This window comes from Xenorhabdus vietnamensis (assembly GCF_002127535.1).
Classification (GTDB): domain Bacteria; phylum Pseudomonadota; class Gammaproteobacteria; order Enterobacterales; family Enterobacteriaceae; genus Xenorhabdus; species Xenorhabdus vietnamensis.
This window is the reverse complement of record NZ_MUBJ01000013.1, coordinates 23,881-40,591: the sequence shown is the minus strand read 5'-3', so window position 1 is coordinate 40,591 and position 16,711 is coordinate 23,881. Positions and strand designations below refer to the sequence as shown.

16 protein-coding genes are annotated in these 16,711 nt (G+C 39.7%); 6 read left to right on the top strand and 10 right to left on the bottom strand.

Features of this window, described 5'->3' with window-relative positions:
* Positions 1-7: 7 nt before the first annotated feature.
* Positions 8-193: a YnbE family lipoprotein gene (locus Xvie_RS12495; RefSeq protein WP_208612576.1), complete on the bottom strand. Its 186-nt coding sequence runs from the start codon at positions 191-193 to the stop codon at positions 8-10.
* Positions 194-228: 35 nt separating this feature from the next.
* Positions 229-2,853, bottom strand: coding sequence for a YdbH family protein (locus Xvie_RS12490; RefSeq protein WP_086109640.1), 2,625 nt, complete (start codon positions 2,851-2,853; stop codon positions 229-231).
* Positions 2,854-3,102: 249 nt separating this feature from the next.
* On the opposite strand from Xvie_RS12490, the gene Xvie_RS12485 reads away from it, so the two are divergent.
* Positions 3,103-4,098, top strand: a complete 996-nt coding sequence (locus tag Xvie_RS12485; RefSeq protein WP_086109639.1) for a 2-hydroxyacid dehydrogenase — start codon at positions 3,103-3,105, stop codon at positions 4,096-4,098.
* 685 nt (positions 4,099-4,783) lie between these two features.
* Here Xvie_RS12485 and ghoS read toward each other — a convergent pair.
* The 5 genes from ghoS to Xvie_RS12460 all read right to left on the bottom strand — a co-directional run bounded on the left by ghoS (position 4,784) and on the right by Xvie_RS12460 (position 8,548).
* Positions 4,784-5,095, bottom strand: a complete 312-nt coding sequence (gene ghoS, locus Xvie_RS12480) for a type V toxin-antitoxin system endoribonuclease antitoxin GhoS (protein ID WP_086109638.1) — start codon at positions 5,093-5,095, stop codon at positions 4,784-4,786.
* Between the two features lie 850 nt (positions 5,096-5,945).
* On the bottom strand, positions 5,946-6,383 hold the full coding sequence (locus Xvie_RS12475) for a YcgN family cysteine cluster protein (protein WP_208612574.1): 438 nt from the start codon (positions 6,381-6,383) through the stop codon (positions 5,946-5,948).
* An 18-nt stretch (positions 6,384-6,401) separates the two neighbouring features.
* Positions 6,402-7,058 carry a fumarylacetoacetate hydrolase family protein gene (locus Xvie_RS12470; RefSeq protein ID WP_086109636.1) on the bottom strand — a complete coding sequence of 219 codons (657 nt, stop codon included), beginning with the start codon at positions 7,056-7,058 and terminating at the stop codon, positions 6,402-6,404.
* Between the two features lie 67 nt (positions 7,059-7,125).
* Positions 7,126-8,223, bottom strand: a complete 1,098-nt coding sequence (locus Xvie_RS12465; RefSeq protein WP_086109635.1) for a lytic murein transglycosylase — start codon at positions 8,221-8,223, stop codon at positions 7,126-7,128.
* Positions 8,224-8,266: 43 nt separating this feature from the next.
* On the bottom strand, positions 8,267-8,548 hold the full coding sequence (locus Xvie_RS12460) for a YcgL domain-containing protein (RefSeq protein WP_086109634.1): 282 nt from the start codon (positions 8,546-8,548) through the stop codon (positions 8,267-8,269).
* A 174-nt stretch (positions 8,549-8,722) separates the two neighbouring features.
* Between Xvie_RS12460 and minC the strand changes: the two genes are divergently transcribed.
* The 3 genes from minC to minE are packed head-to-tail and all read left to right on the top strand — an operon-like array spanning position 8,723 to position 10,515.
* On the top strand, positions 8,723-9,406 hold the full coding sequence (gene minC, locus Xvie_RS12455) for a septum site-determining protein MinC (protein ID WP_086109633.1): 684 nt from the start codon (positions 8,723-8,725) through the stop codon (positions 9,404-9,406).
* Between the two features lie 23 nt (positions 9,407-9,429).
* Positions 9,430-10,242 (top strand): septum site-determining protein MinD, encoded by an 813-nt coding sequence (gene minD / locus Xvie_RS12450; RefSeq protein ID WP_086109632.1) that lies wholly within the window; start codon positions 9,430-9,432, stop codon positions 10,240-10,242.
* Positions 10,243-10,245: 3 nt separating this feature from the next.
* Positions 10,246-10,515: a cell division topological specificity factor MinE gene (gene minE, locus Xvie_RS12445; RefSeq protein WP_045970705.1), complete on the top strand. Its 270-nt coding sequence runs from the start codon at positions 10,246-10,248 to the stop codon at positions 10,513-10,515.
* A 791-nt stretch (positions 10,516-11,306) separates the two neighbouring features.
* On the opposite strand, the gene rnd is transcribed toward minE, so the two are convergent.
* Complete coding sequence (gene rnd, locus Xvie_RS12440) at positions 11,307-12,464, bottom strand: ribonuclease D (RefSeq protein WP_086109631.1); 1,158 nt, start codon at positions 12,462-12,464, stop codon at positions 11,307-11,309.
* Positions 12,465-13,101: 637 nt separating this feature from the next.
* On the opposite strand from rnd, the gene cspE reads away from it, so the two are divergent.
* Positions 13,102-13,314, top strand: a complete 213-nt coding sequence (gene cspE, locus Xvie_RS12435) for a transcription antiterminator/RNA stability regulator CspE (protein ID WP_086109630.1) — start codon at positions 13,102-13,104, stop codon at positions 13,312-13,314.
* A 6-nt stretch (positions 13,315-13,320) separates the two neighbouring features.
* Positions 13,321-13,443, top strand: coding sequence for a cold shock small protein YmcF (ymcF, locus tag Xvie_RS23210; protein ID WP_244175628.1), 123 nt, complete (start codon positions 13,321-13,323; stop codon positions 13,441-13,443).
* A 309-nt stretch (positions 13,444-13,752) separates the two neighbouring features.
* Here the strand turns inward: ymcF and fadD are convergent, their stop codons facing one another.
* Positions 13,753-15,444, bottom strand: a complete 1,692-nt coding sequence (gene fadD, locus Xvie_RS12430; RefSeq protein ID WP_086109629.1) for a long-chain-fatty-acid--CoA ligase FadD — start codon at positions 15,442-15,444, stop codon at positions 13,753-13,755.
* A gap of 529 nt (positions 15,445-15,973) precedes the next feature.
* A complete protein-coding gene (tsaB, locus tag Xvie_RS12425) occupies positions 15,974-16,669 on the bottom strand; it encodes a tRNA (adenosine(37)-N6)-threonylcarbamoyltransferase complex dimerization subunit type 1 TsaB (protein WP_086109628.1) in 696 nt (231 codons plus the stop codon).
* Positions 16,670-16,711 lie beyond the last annotated feature (42 nt).

Sequence of the window (16,711 nt, the reverse complement as noted above, 5' to 3'; positions counted from 1 at the left end):
CAGGCCCTTAGAATAAGTTAGAGTTGTTTTTGAGCATATCTTCAATTTGTCTATCGACCTTAATATGAATTTCATGCTCAATTTTCACATTCATGTTTATGTTAATGGGCTTATCCGGTGTCGCTACTTCCAACCTGACACAGCCCACCAATAGCACATTGAGTAAAACCACGTTGCCCAACATTGCGCCCATTCTGATTGTCGGCAATTTGAATCCAAGGTTCATTATCATTTATCACTCCTGTCCATTACAGATATATTTTTCTGCAACCATGCTTCCAGGTTACTGCCAAAACGCAGGCTATGCCATAACTGAAAAATATTCTCCTCATGATGATAGTTAAGCCTGACTTCACGTTTTCGATCTACCACAGGATTCACTCCACTAATCTCCGAATGCAATTTTAAGATCCCCAAATTATCGAGCGTAACATAGGCTTTTGAACGATTAATTTCTAAATAACGCAGCCAGTCCATTGCCATACCAGCTGATAACTCATTGTTCCTTATAGAGTCAACCGTATCCTTATCCAATCTCAAAGTAAGATAACCTTCATTAGATACCCATCCCTGCGGAATAATCCAACGTTTATCATTTAATAATACAGGTAATTCACCGCTGATCCTTCCTGACATCGCCATTTGTTTAACTTTTAATACACCAAATAATTTGCTCAGATTCAATTTGCTAAACCGCAATACAGCTGCTTCTTTTTGTGGGATCTGTAATCGCTCCATATCCAATTTACCATCCAGCATATCCACATTCACATTAGTCAGTTTCAATGGCTGATTATCAGTCGGGGGATAGTAGCCCAATAGATCAGCGGTTACATTTTGCATATCAAACAACCCCTTGATTGTGTTGATCCGCAATTGAACAGGAGATGCCATCCCTAATTGCCACGTGTGTTCCTGCAAACGCCAAGGCAGAACAAAATTTAAACCATCAACTTCCCCATTTTTCAACCACATGCCTGCATCTTTTACCACCCAATGACCGCCCGCACGTAATCCCTGCCCTTCTGCCGCAGAAAAAGCAGCTTGGGCATAAATATGCCCACCACGCACGGCAATCCCCAAGTCAGGTGGAATCAGAGATTGAAAAGCTAATAAAGATTGTTTCGGCCAACGGACTTCTCCCCTCAATCGCTCTCCATCCCAACGGCTATAAAATGGAATGGGGCCAATTCCTCTGGAATGCAGTTTTCCATTCAGCATAAAGCTACCCGGAGATTTTCCTGCAAGCGTGGCATTAAACTCAAAGGGAGGTAGAAAACTACCAGAGTGAAATTCTGTTTTCTGAGCAGATAACTGTAAATCTCCAGTCAAATTGGGACAATCTGCCGCACGTTCCCAGATTAATGGTCTAGTCAGTTTTAAGCGCGGTACTTGCATCTTCACCAAACCATACTGAATAAGATCAAAGCCTGTATTTAATGCTTCTACTGTTATCTGTGATCGATTCCAATTTCCTTTACCCGCAATATTCCACTTGGCACGTAACGGAGGTAAATTTCCATTTCCCCAATAACGCCAATTCCAATTTCCATGATCGGGTATAAAATCTTTTGCAGCCCCATCCAAATGTAGTTTAAATTTCCCCCAATAACTGTCTTGTGCCGTCAAAATAGCCTGAAGACGCCCAGTAAAACCATTGCGAGTCAAATAAGTACCCGCTAAAGGTAAGCGAGCTTCTTTAACTGTAAATGTTTCACTAACCTTTCCCCATGCCCGAAACAAAGCTCCTGAGCTAAAAGTAATTTTTGGGTCAACCAATGGCCCTGTCACAACAGCAGGCAATGACATAGCCATAACCATCCGGCCACGATTCACTTGTCCCGTTAACTGAAATGGAATATGAGCATTGGTTATATTGATTGGCGTCGGTTTTACAGAAAGAACAATATTACCTTTACCCTGCTCGTTTTGAGTAACTAGGTTTATCCGCCCGCTGACAAACATACCAGACAAGCCTTTTTTCCACTGTTCAAACCTAATATTCACCCTACCAGATAATGCTTGGTTAGCATCCAACCATTGCCATTCACCATTAGCTATCTGGAACTGCGATTCGTCGAAAAACCAAGGTAATTCTGCCAGTATCTGCTTATTTTTTTCCTCAACAACAGTGATTCGTCCACTCTGACCTTGCCACTTCAATGCCAGTTGCAACGGAGCTGGATATTTGTTCAGAGACAAATGCGTTATGATTTGGCCTTGTTCTGGTAGTGTTGCAATATTTAGGGGTAATTTAATATTGCCATTCAAAGAAATTATCTGTTCAGGTAACTTGACAAAAAAACGCTGAACAATGAGGTCTTGTTCGTTTGTAATATGCGCATTGAGTTCTAATTTTTCACCTTGATAAGAGAATGATTGCCTCTGAGGTGATGAGCTGAATTGGAGTCTGCCAGCAAATTCTGGCCAAGGCATAAGAACCAGACGATCAACAGTAAGGTTAATCGGAGGTATCGCGGATAATACCTCTTGAACAGATAATGGAGTTGATTGCTTTTCTCCGGCAGGTAATTGTGCCAAACACTGACTCTGGCTATCAATATTGGCAGCATAAATATTCCAGTGGCGATTTTCACTCTTTTCCTTAGATAAATACTCCATAGATAACTCAGAGGCATTGATCCACTCACACTCTTTTGCTTTTAATGATAGCTCATCTAACCATAATGTATTCTTTGTCCATCTGGGCTGGCTCAAAGAAAGAGTGACTCCTTGTGGCAACCAATGACTGGCAATCAATGGTAACCAACGTGGGAGTGTATACCATCCAATTACTACCAATAACGCCAGCAATATCACCATCACTGCAAACGCTTTGAATATTTTTGCCATTAAATCCTTATCTCTTCTTTATCAACCTGAGAATAACTTCCTGTTATGATAATCTCATATCAGGTTCTAAGCCGATTTATAATGCAAGCTATCACTATGAATAGCTTACTCAGGCGATTTATTCGAGTATAGCGAAAGATACCACTTAGAATCTTCAAGAGATGTCATTATTGCAGGCCGTTTGCAGTAAAGTGAATTCAATGAATGGCTCGAATGATTTTATAGTTACTGTAAGGTGGAGATGTTGTTATGAAATTAGTTGTTTACAGTACAAAGCAGTATGACCGTAAACATTTTGAGGTACTCAACCAAAAACTTGGTCTTAACTATCATATCGAGTTTTTCGATTTCTCCTTAAGTCCACAAACCGCCAAAAATGCTGTAGGTGCGGATGCTGTTTGTATTTTCGTCAATGATGATGGTGGACGCGAAGTGCTGCAAGAATTAGCAGAAATGGACATCAAAATTTTGGCGCTACGTTGTGCCGGATTTAACAATGTCGATCTGGATGCAGCGAAGGAATTAGGCATTCAAATTGTTAGAGTACCAGCTTATTCTCCTGAATCCGTTGCCGAACACACTGTTGGACTAATGTTATGTCTTAACCGACGTATTCACCGCGCCTATCAACGCACCCGAGATGCCAATTTTTCCCTTGAAGGATTAACCGGTTTCAACATGTATAAACGTACTGCTGGCATTATCGGAACGGGAAAAATCGGCATTGCGACTTTGCGGATTTTGAAAGGTTTTGGTATGCGTTTACTGGCGCATGATCCCTACCCTAACCCTGAAGCCTTGAATATGGGTGTGGAATATGTGGACTTAGATACTTTATATGCTGAATCTGATGTAATCTCCCTCCATTGCCCTATGACACCAGAAAACCATCATTTACTGAATGAAACAGCATTCAATAAAATGAAAGATGGCGTGATGATCATCAATACCAGCCGAGGTGCTCTAATTGATTCCATTGCGGCTATTAATGCACTGAAACAACAAAAGATTGGTGCATTGGGCATGGACGTTTATGAAAACGAGAGAGATTTATTCTTTGAAGATAAATCAAATGATGTGATTCAAGATGATATCTTCCGGCGTTTGTCTTCTTGTCATAATGTCCTGTTTACCGGTCATCAGGCATTCTTAACCGAAGAAGCATTAACCAGCATCAGTGAAACGACTTTGCAAAATATTCAGCAATTAATTTCTGGACAAGCTTGTCTGAATATCGTTGAATAATTTTCAATCACAACCAACAACCTTACTAATAAATTCGGTAACGATACATGACAGATTGCCCAGTATCAGCTGGGTAATCGAAAATACCAAAGATCTCAAACAATAAACCCCGCCAAAGCGAGGTTTAGGACTAATTTTCTCTTATATTCTTATGACAACATAATGCCAATCGTTAATGTTACAGTAATCCAAACCCCTACAAACGTTACATAGCTTATCCATCTGTTATTCATTTTACTTTCCCTCATTATCAAACAAACGTCCATAGCTGCACGGTAGTGGCCTTAACTGTCTGACATAGAAAACTGACGAACAGTATTTCATATATATTTGGTATGCAGCATAAGCGCCATTCTAATATTTATTACAACAGGTATAAAATTAGCTAATTTGTTGTAATAGTAAGACAATGCGTAGGTAATAAAATTTTAGCTTCACTTAGGTACTGATTTTTCTTCGATGCAATATGCGAACTAAAATAACATGATAACTAAGAAAACAATGTCAAAAGTGGGGATCCATCCCTATGATTCCAATGTATCATTTACCTTTTATTGCCTTTAAAAAACGCAAGCTAGAAATGATTAAACTCATTCCCACAATGAAAAATACGATATGGAACAATGTTGATTGTAATGTTAAATCATACATTGATTAACTCCGAAATTCTCAATATCTCAATAAATCACTCGCCTGAACCGGATTCAGTATGCTGTTTTTCGGGATACAGCGATGCACTCCAGTTACTATAAGTACAGACGAATATCGAAGGATCTTTGTTTGAAAATGGTGTAGCCATAGATCTGATTTTTTCCGCCAACTGAATAGATTCCATCGTCGAATTTCCAATATAAGTCCCACTAGGCAGGCGATGCCATTTCCCGTTAGGAAAACGGATAGATTGGCTGAATTGATTCGCCGTCATCCTTTTATGTAGTTTTTCATAACCATCAGAACCTGTGCCATAAAGCTCTACACGAACCAAATAACTTGCCATTTCTCTTTCCTTGTTTTGACCATTGAACAAGCAAGTTATCAGTTTTTCTTTATTATTTAAAGTCGGAAAAACGAGAGAAAAATCCGATATTAATGGCAATTCCGGTACTTGAATTACAATTGTGTGATTTTAGTACCCATTCCATACGGTCTATTACCCTCAACTACACCAATGTAATTAATTATGAACAGAAACAAATCCACCCGAAAAAGTGGCTTGTGTTATTATCTATTTTTTATACTAAGTATAGTAACCTACTACCTAATGCTGTTTAATTACATCGGTAAGTGTGTTATTTGTCGGACTGCCAGGATCATTAATGAGAACCATAGTAGGTATTACTTTAGTAAGATCTGGATTATTATTAGCATTCAAAAGAAGAATTCCATTAAAATCTTTTGCCACAAAAAAATGATTAATCACATGAATAAAAACCGTAATTTTATAAATGTTTATAAAATTAAATACCTGCTCTTTAGTTTATTAAAAGGATCATATCTTTTATTCTTATAAATATATTTATATATTCTCTGTCCTATCAATCAAATTGGCAATTAGCCCCTTTGCATTTTTTAACGTTTTTAAAAACGTTTTTGGTGTTATTGATGTACTTCCAAATGAATGAAAAATTATTACAACTTAAGTTATGAAACATACTTCAGTTGCCATATTACGAATAAAACCATGTATGATGTTTTTTCAAAAAACTGGTTTATTAAATCTTATATGACTGAAAACACATAGAATAAAATGATAGACAAACTTTGCTAAAGTGCCATCAAGAGTAACCTTTTTGTTCTTCTTCATAGCACTTTTCGGTTTATGAGTAGCAAAGACTCTTAATAAATAACTATTCTGGCCTGTTCAAGATATGGTTTTCCCAATCCACCACATCCGCTTCACGCACAGCTATATGCCTGACAGAAATGCGCTCTGCATGCATTGCCGACTTTGAACCGGTGACCAATGGATGCCACGGAAGAAGTTTCTTCCCCTCACCAATCAGGCGATAAGCACACGTCTTTGGTAACCATTCAAAAGTGTCCATATTCTCACGGGTTAACTTGATACAGTCAGGTTCGTACCTGAAACGATCTGCATAATTCTTGCACTGGCAGGTTTTAATATTCAGTTGATTGCAGGCAACATTGGTGAAATAAATTTCATCTGTATCCTCATCCATCAACTTATGCAGGCAACATTGGCCACAGCCATCACATAATGCTTCCCACTCTGGGTCTGTCATTTTCTCTAAGGTTTTCACCTGCCAGAAAGGTTGAGACATAATTTCTGTCATTCCTCGTGGTTAAATCACTCTGGTTGTCAAAACGTGTTCGTTGAAAGAAACGTTTAATACATCACCAGATTGTAGTGGCCCTACACCTTCGGGTGTTCCCGTCAAAATAATATCGCCCGGGCGTAAGGTAAAAAAGCGCGACATATAGCTAATCAACGGAATGATAGGCGTTCGCATGTCACTCGTATTGCCATTTTGGCGTAATTCGCCATTTACAGCCAAAGAAAGCTGAGCATTTTGTGGATCACCAAAAGCATTGACAGGAATAAACCCCGATATCGGGCATGATCTATCAAATGCCTTACTTTTTTCCCAGGGTTGCCCCGATTGTTTAAATTCACGCTGCAAATCACGCAATGTCAAATCCAGTGCAACTGCAAAGCCTGCAATAGCCTGATTAACGCGTTCTTCATTGGCATTTTTGAGTGTCGAACCAATTAAAACTGCCAACTCTATTTCATGGTGCACAGAACCCAATTCCTGCGGGATGAAAATAGGCTGACACAGATCACACAGCGCTGTTTCAGGTTTAATGAATATCACCGGCTCTTCAGTGGATTGAGAACCCATCTCTTGCATATGTTTGTCGTAATTACTGCCGACACAAACGATTTTATTCGCAGGTAAGTCCAACAATACACCCTGCCAATCCCGATGCTGGTACATAACATTTTTCCTTTATCTTATTTTCAAACCCGCTAGCATCAAATTTTATGCTTTCAAGACCTGATTTTCAGTGAGTGAGGAAATGAGTACGTTGCATAATGCCGTCCGCCATCATACCAACACTAAGAGCAAAATAGTAAGAACGGTTCCAGTGCATGATAGTCCGGAAATTTTGTGTTACCCAAAATGCTCGTTGTGCTGGATTATCAGGGATGATTATCCAACCTTTGGTATTTTCTGGCAGTTTAGCAAACTGTGGAGATGAAATCCCCAATGCTTGCCATTGTGCAAGAGTTTTTCCCTGTTCAGGCTTAATGCCTTCCAATGTGGTATCAAAGCCTGCAGGTAACGAAATGGCATATCCCCAAGGTAAATTCTGTTGCCAGCCCTCTTTATGCAGATAATTAGCTGTCGAAGCAAAAACATCCTCTTTATTGTTCCAAATATCAATTTTGCCATCACCATCACCATCAGCTCCATATGTTAAATAGGAGGTTGGTATGAATTGGTTTTGTCCCATGGCACCCGCCCAAGAGCCTTTTAATGTTTGATCTTCACTGATATATTGGTTTTCAATTATTGTTAACGCTGCCAATAGCTGTTTTATAAAAAATGCTTCCCGGCGTCCCTCAAAAGCCAATGTGGACAATGCCGAAATGACATCTTCTTTTCCCTGAATTTTACCAAAACTACTTTCTAATCCCCACAAAGCAACAATGTAGGCTTTAGGTACACCGTATTCTCGGCTGACCCCTTCTAACTGCTGCTTATTATCTTCATATTGCTTGGCGCCCTGCTCGATCTTCCAGACTGGCAAGGCGCGCTTCAGGTAATCATCCAGAGTGACTTTTTTTTCTGGCTGGTTACGATCAGATTTAATGACGCGCGGAATAAAATGGATATTGGCAAATGCCCGTTCCAATGTTTTTTCATTAATTCCCTGCTCCCTAGCTTGCTGTTTCAGTAAAGCCACATAAGCAGGAAACTGTGATGGCTCACGGGAATTCAATGGAAAATCGTGATCCAGTACCCTGATTTCTGCTTGAGATAGAGAAGCCAGCATGGATGGATTATACAATTGTTTATTACTTGATTTACCACTTGATGCACCACACCCTACCAGCAGAGTTGCTGTCAATAAAGTTAGCCCAGTGATTAATTTCATAAATCAGCTCCTCAATTCTGGATCAAGCAGTCTCCAGCAATTTTTATTGCTTGGATGGTTTATTTGATGCCAGATGTTCATTGATCAAACTTTCTACAGGCGGTGGTACTTGCAGATAAAAACCTTGTTCATTCAATGCAGTTTTTACTTTTTCAATATCAGCATTGGCCAAATTTTGTCTTTCAGATAATGAAATCATCATTGAATATTGAGGTTCACCAAATGTCTTTAACAGATCTTCAGGAACACGTGAAAAATCACCTTTTCTTTCAATATACAGATATGTTTGGTCACGTTTTGGACTTCTGTAGATTACACAAATCATTGTCATAAACTCTTTTAAATTAACTCTGCGACTTGCTTGAATAATTCACTAACTATAACATGTTTATTATATTTAAGAATATCGTCTCCCAGAGGCTGTTCTAGGAAAATGTTTGTGTAAACTACTTTGGGAAACCTACTTTGGAAAACTTAACCTTGCTGAGTCAGAATATCAATGTCCCAGTCGCCAATTGAGCTAAAAGGCAGTAATTTTACGCTTTCGGTCGTTCATTTGTATGATGACCAGCCGGAAGTTATTCATAAAGCTATGCAGGAAAAAATGGAGCAAGCTCCTGAATTCCTGAAAAATGCTCCCGTTGTTATCAATATATCTGCTCTCCCTGTTGGTGCTGATCTTCCCGCACTTCACCGTGCCATTGAGTCTGCTGGATTGCGCATTGTTGGAATCAGCGGTTGTCAAGATGAAGAACAACGAAAAATTGCTCTAAAATCAGAACTTCCTTTATTGAAAGAAGGTAAAAGTCAGAAAGTTCTTACTCAAGAAAATAAACCGGCTGAACCTATTTTCAAAAAAACTCGTATAATTAATACGCCTGTTCGTTCAGGACAAAGAATTTATGCACCAAACAGTGATCTTATTGTGACAAATAATGTGAGCGCTGGTGCAGAATTAATCGCTGATGGAAATATTCATATATATGGTGTGCTGCGTGGACGAGTATTGGCAGGCGCATCTGGTGATCAAGAAAGCCAGATTTTCTGCACCCATTTAAACGCTGAACTCACCTCTATTGCAGGTCAATATTGGCTCAGCGAAAAAATCCCGGAGAATTTTGTTGGTAAAGCAGCAAAATTACGTCTGGTTAACAATGAATTAACTATTGAAACCTTAGTCTAGCCCTTATAACAAGGAATCGCTTCATGGCACGCATTATTGTTGTTACATCTGGTAAAGGTGGCGTTGGCAAAACCACTTCAAGCGCGGCCATTGCTACCGGTCTCGCCCAAAGAGGAAAAAAAACCGTCGTTATCGATTTTGATATCGGCTTACGAAACCTCGACCTAATTATGGGCTGTGAGCGCCGAGTGGTTTTTGACTTCGTGAACGTTATTCAAGGTGATGCCGGTTTGAATCAAGCACTTATCAAAGATAAGCGCACTGAAAATTTATACATTTTGCCCGCTTCCCAGACCCGTGATAAAGAAGCCCTCACCCGAGATGGCGTTGAGAAAATTCTGAATGAATTGGATCAACAGGGATTTGATTTCATTATCTGTGACTCACCCGCAGGTATTGAAAGCGGCGCATTGATGGCACTCTACTTTGCCGATGAAGCAATTATTACAACAAACCCGGAAGTTTCTTCTGTTCGTGATTCTGATCGCATTTTAGGTATTTTGGCGTCCAAATCACGCCGTGCAGAGCAAGGTAATGAACCAATCAAAGAGCATCTTCTGCTAACACGTTATAATCCAGGACGCGTGAGCCGCGGTGATATGCTTAGCATGGAAGATGTACTGGAAATTTTATGTATTCCTTTGCTTGGCGTCATTCCAGAAGATCAATCTGTTCTCCGTTCATCCAACCAAGGAGAACCCGTCATTTTGGACAAAGATTCTGACGCGGGTAAAGCATACGAAGATACTGTTTTACGTTTACTCGGTGAAGAACGGCCTTTCCGTTTCATCGAAGAAGAAAAAAAGGGCTTTTTAAAACGCCTGTTTGGGGGGTAACGCATGGCTTTGTTAGATTTCTTCCTGTCGAGAAAAAAACCGACAGCCAATATCGCCAAGGAGCGGCTACAAATCATCGTGGCAGAACGGCGCCGTGGTGACTCTGAGCCTGCCTATTTGCCCGAAATGAAACGGGATATTCTGGCTGTAATTTGTAAATATGTACAAATCGACCCAGATATGCTTTCTGTACAGTTTGAGCAAAAAAATGATGACATCTCTGTACTGGAACTTAATGTAACATTACCTGAGGTTGAGGAATCGCCAAAATAACAGCCTCAAATGACGCTATTTAATTTAACACGGTGATTTTTCAAAAAATAATAAACCGGGATGCAATAGTATCCCGGTTTTAAATAGCCCCCTATTTAATCTTCAGATATACATCTAACCAGCATTTTTTTATCCAATCTTTTGCCTGTTTCTTCATTTCTTACATTTCCTTTTTATATTCATTATATGATTAACTAATAATGAACTATGTTAGTTCGTGATATCCAATTTGTTAATTGGCGTATAATATTCTTATTTGGAGAATATTCAGATGGCAACAATTAATGTTGTTTGTCCATCACATTAAACTCAACACCGAACTTCGTCACTTAAAAAATGCAAGCCAAGACAGGTAACAGAGACGAATTATCACGGGGCACTGAAGTCATTATTTGCTGTAAAATGGATGAATAGAGGGCGTATGTAAAATCAAAGAGAAAGCCTCGCTAGTTCTTTGATGTCTGCGACAGAATAAAATGGAAAATCATCGCACATGTGTTTGGTTCATATAGTTGACATGTATGGATTACTAAATAATACATTCATAGCAGGAGCAATTGTTTTTATGGCATTTATTTGCATCATTATTAGCAGAAGAAGACATTATTCTGAATGATATCAGATTGCTGATAAACTATAGCCCTGATGATAAATTTATTCCCGAATCTCAAACAACGGAGAGTAGTATAAGAAATAATTTTATTTTCTTATATTCCCCTGCCTGTGTATCAGGCAGGGAACCGGAATTTTATCTCTTAAACGGAACGATGACCGTTATTGAGCTGACATTATTATTCCGAATAGTTTGCCAATATTTCGGCGACAGACTCAGCCAGCAACTTACCACGCCAGCTCCTTATTAACTCAGGTTGATGCTCCGGCGATTTCAATTTCCAATGCCAGCAAAGCAATTGATTGATTTGACGGCGGGAAGCCAGTAATTCGGCACTGAAATGATGAGATTCTCCTACCTGAGTGACCAATGACTTAATTTCCTTAAATGCCTTGCGATAATCAGGGTAATCAATCAAATTTATAATTTGAGCCGGGCATTCTTCTTCTGGAATATCCCTGCTCTCCGCAACCATCGCCAACAACCGACGACCATGACAACGAATTTCTTGCCCACTCAAGCCCAAAGCATCCAACTCCCCCAAAGAAGTCGGCATATAACGGGCAACCTGCCATAAATTTTCTTCACGGATCACAAAATTGACAGCCAGATCACGCTCCCGAGCCTGATTTAATCGCCATGCGGCCAATTTTTTCAAACAGGCCAATTGCCTTGGGCGTAATTGCCATGCGTTACCAATATCTTTATAAGCAGATTCTGGCATTAATATTTCTTTGCGACGCTGGGCAATCAGATTGCTTTCATCTTTTGCCGCGTCTAAATATCCCTCCTGTTCTGTTTTTTTCATTAAAATATCGGCAAGCGGTAATAAATAATAAACATCAGCTGCTGCGTATTGACATTGTTTTCCGCTCAATGGCCGAGCCAGCCAATCAGTACGGGATTCACTCTTATCCAATTCAATGTGCAAATGTTCAGCAACCAATGTCGCAAATCCACATGATATGGGATGACCAATAAATGCGGCCAGTACTTGAGTATCAATCATGGGTTCTGGTAAGCACTGGAAACTATTACCGAAAACCTCCAGATCTTCACTACCTGCATGGATAAATTTCAAAACGTTTGGATCAGCCAATAACTCCCTGAAGGGCTGCCATTGCGAAATTTCGAGGGGATCAATCAGAGAAAGGCTTTCACCATCAAACAATTGTATCAAACCTAGTTGAGGATAGTACGTCCGTGTACGTACAAATTCAGTATCTAGTGCAACTCTTGCGTGTTTCTTTGCCTGATCACAGACTGACTGCAATTGGGCATCAGTAGTAATCAACTGGTAATTACAATTAGACAATAAAATATCCTTTAAATACATTATATTACGTAGCCATAAATTCTAAAAAATTCAACAATGTACACAATTATGTACAAGCAATAAAAATCTCTAAACATCCTTTACTCGGATAACTGTTTCTATAATATTAGACATGCTTTCCACTTGCCACAATTTTGATAAATTCATATTTCACAATATCAAACAGACATCTAAGACAAGAGGGTCATGACTCCAAGACGTTATGCAGCAAAAAGTTTCGTCGTTTGTTATGGCAAAATAAAATTATCCAGAGTATGAACCGGCGTAGCAATTGTCTGGATAATGCGCCGATGGAGAGGGCACGGTTTGCAGAGTGAATGGGTACCGCCAGAAAGCCACCTGGATATCCATGTTGCGACACAGGAGACCACTCAATATTTGGGAGCTTATTACAATTATCTTCGTCCTGATAGAAAATAAAGTTTGCTATATCAGTGAAGATATGAGTTAATAGCGCCATCGGTTTGGAAGTACAGACCTATTTATGACAAGCAAGTTTAAAGCAGTTCACCATTAAGCGTTATCTTAGATATCCCTTCGTTGCGAATTCCTTCTAATTAGTTCCCATAAGTACGTACAAATTAAAAACAAACCTTATTCTGCCTTATGGCAACTCAAAAAATTTAAAGGAACTCATATGTCTAATAAAATGACTGGTTTAGTAAAATGGTTTAATAACGATAAAGGCTTCGGTTTTATCTCTCCGAAAGATGGCAGCAAAGATGTGTTTGTTCACTATTCTGCAATCCAAGGTACTGATTTTAAAAGTTTAAATGAAGGGCAAGAAGTTTCATTTACCATTGAAAATGGTATGAAAGGCCCAGCAGCTGCAAATGTAGTGGCTCTCTAAGGCGACATCTATTTCAGATGCCCATGCTGTAAAGGCTCACAGTATCGGAGACATTTCTTTGATGTATCAGAGAGTAATCCATACGGAGCGAAATGTATTTTTTGTAAATCAGTTATGTTGCCTGTTTAAATAGGCATACATTCAGATAGTTAAACCCTGCACTCGCGGGGTTTTTTATTGCCTGAAATTAAGCATAAGATTTGCTCTTTCCTCTGGTTAGAGTTACATGTGTAGTGTGTTTTAGAAACAAACCCACATGGAAATCATCATTCTCTTGGCCATTCATAAAACATGCACAATAACGCCGGTAAAAACCGACGCTGTTGATATAATAGGCAATTTTAAAACATTTCTTTATCCCTATACCCCCTCTTTCAATCGGCTGTTTTATTAACCGCCTATTATGCGAAACCGATGGGAATATAGTAATAAACATGATCAATTAATAGCAGCATTATTCACTTTTGCCAATTCTTCATTACGTAATTCTCTACGAAGAATTTTACCTACATTAGATTTTGGTAACTCATTACGGAATTCAATGAGTTTTGGTACCTTATATCCTGTCAGGTAACGACGACAATGCATTTTGAGTTCATCCTCAGTCAGGCTGGGATCTTTACTAACCACAAATACTTTGACTGTTTCTCCTGAGTTTTCACTCGGAACGCCCACAGCTGCCGACTCTAACACTTTAGGATGGGAAGAAACAACATCTTCTACTTCATTTGGATAGACATTGAATCCGGAAACCAGAATCATGTCTTTTTTCCGATCAACAATGTGGAAAAACCCTTTTTCATCTATGTTAGCAATATCCCCAGTTGCCAGCCAACCATCTTTCAATACCTCTTTCGTTGCATCAGGACGGTTCCAGTAACCTTTCATTACCTGCGGACCACGCACCCACATTTCACCTGCCTCACCCAGTGGAACTTCATTATTATCATTCCCTATCAGTTTGATTTCCGTTGAAGCAACGGGGAAGCCAATACTTCCACTGTAATAAGATAGACTATGTGGATTAGCTGCAACCAGAGGGGAACATTCTGTCAGACCATAACCTTCCAGTAAATGGCAACCGGTCAGGCTTTGCCATTTTTCGGCTACCACTCTTTGTACAGCCATGCCCCCACCAACAGATAAACGTAATGAAGAAAAGTTCAACTTCTGGAATTCTGGGTTATTCAGCCAAGCATTGAATAATGTGTTAACACCCGAGAGTGCAGTGAAGCGATAACGTGACAGTTCTTTGACTGTGCCGTTGACATCACGAGGATTGGTAATTAACAGATTTTTTCCACCCAGTTCAATGAAGAACAAGCAGTTTATCGTCAAAGCAAAAATATGGTACAAAGGCAATGCAGTTACTACTAACTCTTGCCCTTGCCTCAATAATGGGGAATAACTGGCTTTGGCCTGTTCGAGATTTGCTAACATATTGCGATGAGTCAGCATTGCACCTTTGGCCACACCTGTAGTTCCCCCCGTATATTGCAGAAAAGCCAGATCCTCACCTTTCACATCCGGTTTAACATACTGCATACGGTAGCCTTTTTGCATCGCACTACGGAACGAAATGGCATCCGGTAAGTGATACTTAGGCACAAGACGTTTGACGTATTTAACGACGAAATCAACAAGGGTTCCTTTTGGACGGGAAAGTTGGTCGCCCATACGCGTTAAAATAACGTGCTTGACCTGTGTGTTGAAAACAATCTTTTCTAAGGTATGTGCAAAATTAGAAACGATAACAATGGCAGATGTTCCACTGTCATTAAGCTGGTGTTCCAATTCACGCGGGGTATAAAGCGGGTTAACATTTACAGCGATCATACCTGCACGCAGAATACCAAACAGTGCTACAGGGTATTGCAGTAAATTTGGCATCATCAATGCCACTCGATCCCCTTTTTTCAAGCCCAATCCATTTTGTAAATAGGCAGCAAAGGCACGGCTACGCTCTTCCAATTTACGGAAAGTCATTACTTCGCCCATATTGATAAATGCGACTTGATCGGCATAACACGCCACAGCATTTTCAAACATTTCAATCAACGACGAGTAACGGTCAGGATCGACCTCTGCCGGAACATCGGCCGGATAATGTTTTAGCCAGACTTTTTCCAAGTTGAATACTCCTGAAATCTAATTGCGATGTGATCACTGACCATAAAACAAACCAGATCTGTATATTTAACAAATTATTAACTCAGCGTACCAGTTTGAAAAGGAACAATGTTCAGGTTGGCGATGCACATCACTAATTTAATACTATTAATTACTGCAAAAAAATAAGGCAGCCTTTGCTGCCTGATAGTTTTCTTTATTTATCAAATAATTATCTAAAACATTAGCACTTGGATTTATAATCTATTGATTATACATTGATTTGTTAATTTTTAACTTAAAGCCTTACTATTATTCCAAATGGTTATAAGTAGAATACACCAATAAACGATATTTATTAAGAATAGAATTTGTAATGGGATTTAGCTTATTGATAACCATATACTTGGCATGGTTATTTGTGCGAAATTCATCAATTTTGGTTGATATGCTAACTATAAATTTGGTTAACTGTATTCTAGCTCTCTATTCATGAACACCACCTCCTGCCACAAGTTGCATGAATTTTATTTCATCAGACAACAGATCATTAGCGGCCCGGCAATTTTTTCCATGTAACTTCATTACGCAGATAAACAGGCTCAGCATGTTCAACTGCTGTTAACTCCCCTGCTTCCCACATTTGAACCGCTAATGGCAGCATATCTTCTGCATGAGGTAAAGCAATGTCACTTGCTACCAGTGTTAAATGACTGTTCAATAATTGCGGATAAGCTTCCCACCCGGTTCCGGCAATCGCCCATTCTCCTGATAAGGAGTTCATAATTTCCTGCACTTGTTCAGGTTTCAAAACTGCTTCAGTTTCATCGCCTTGCCATTCACCTTGTGAATTAAAAGTGTATTGCGCCCAATAGACTTCGCCCATCCGAGCATCAATGGCAACCAGAACGTTTGTTGCTCCTTTCAAACGAAAAGCCCCTTGAGCCATCGTTTTTAGCGAAGAAACGCCAATCATCGGTAATTCAGCCCCCAATGCCAGACCTTGAGCAATGCCAACACCAATCCGTACACCGGTAAAACTGCCCGGCCCACGCCCAAACGCTAACGCATCCAATTGTTGCAGACTCACATCGCTTTTCGATAATACGTCTTGGACCATAGGTAAAATACGTTGGGTGTGCTCTCGTGGCGAAATTTCAAACAGTGCCTCAACGGCACCTTCATTCCAAAGTGCAACAGAGCAAGCTTCAGTTGCAGTATCAATAGCTAAAATCCGCGTGGACATGCCTTAACTCCGGCAAGAATAGAATTCAAAACAAAGGGCTAT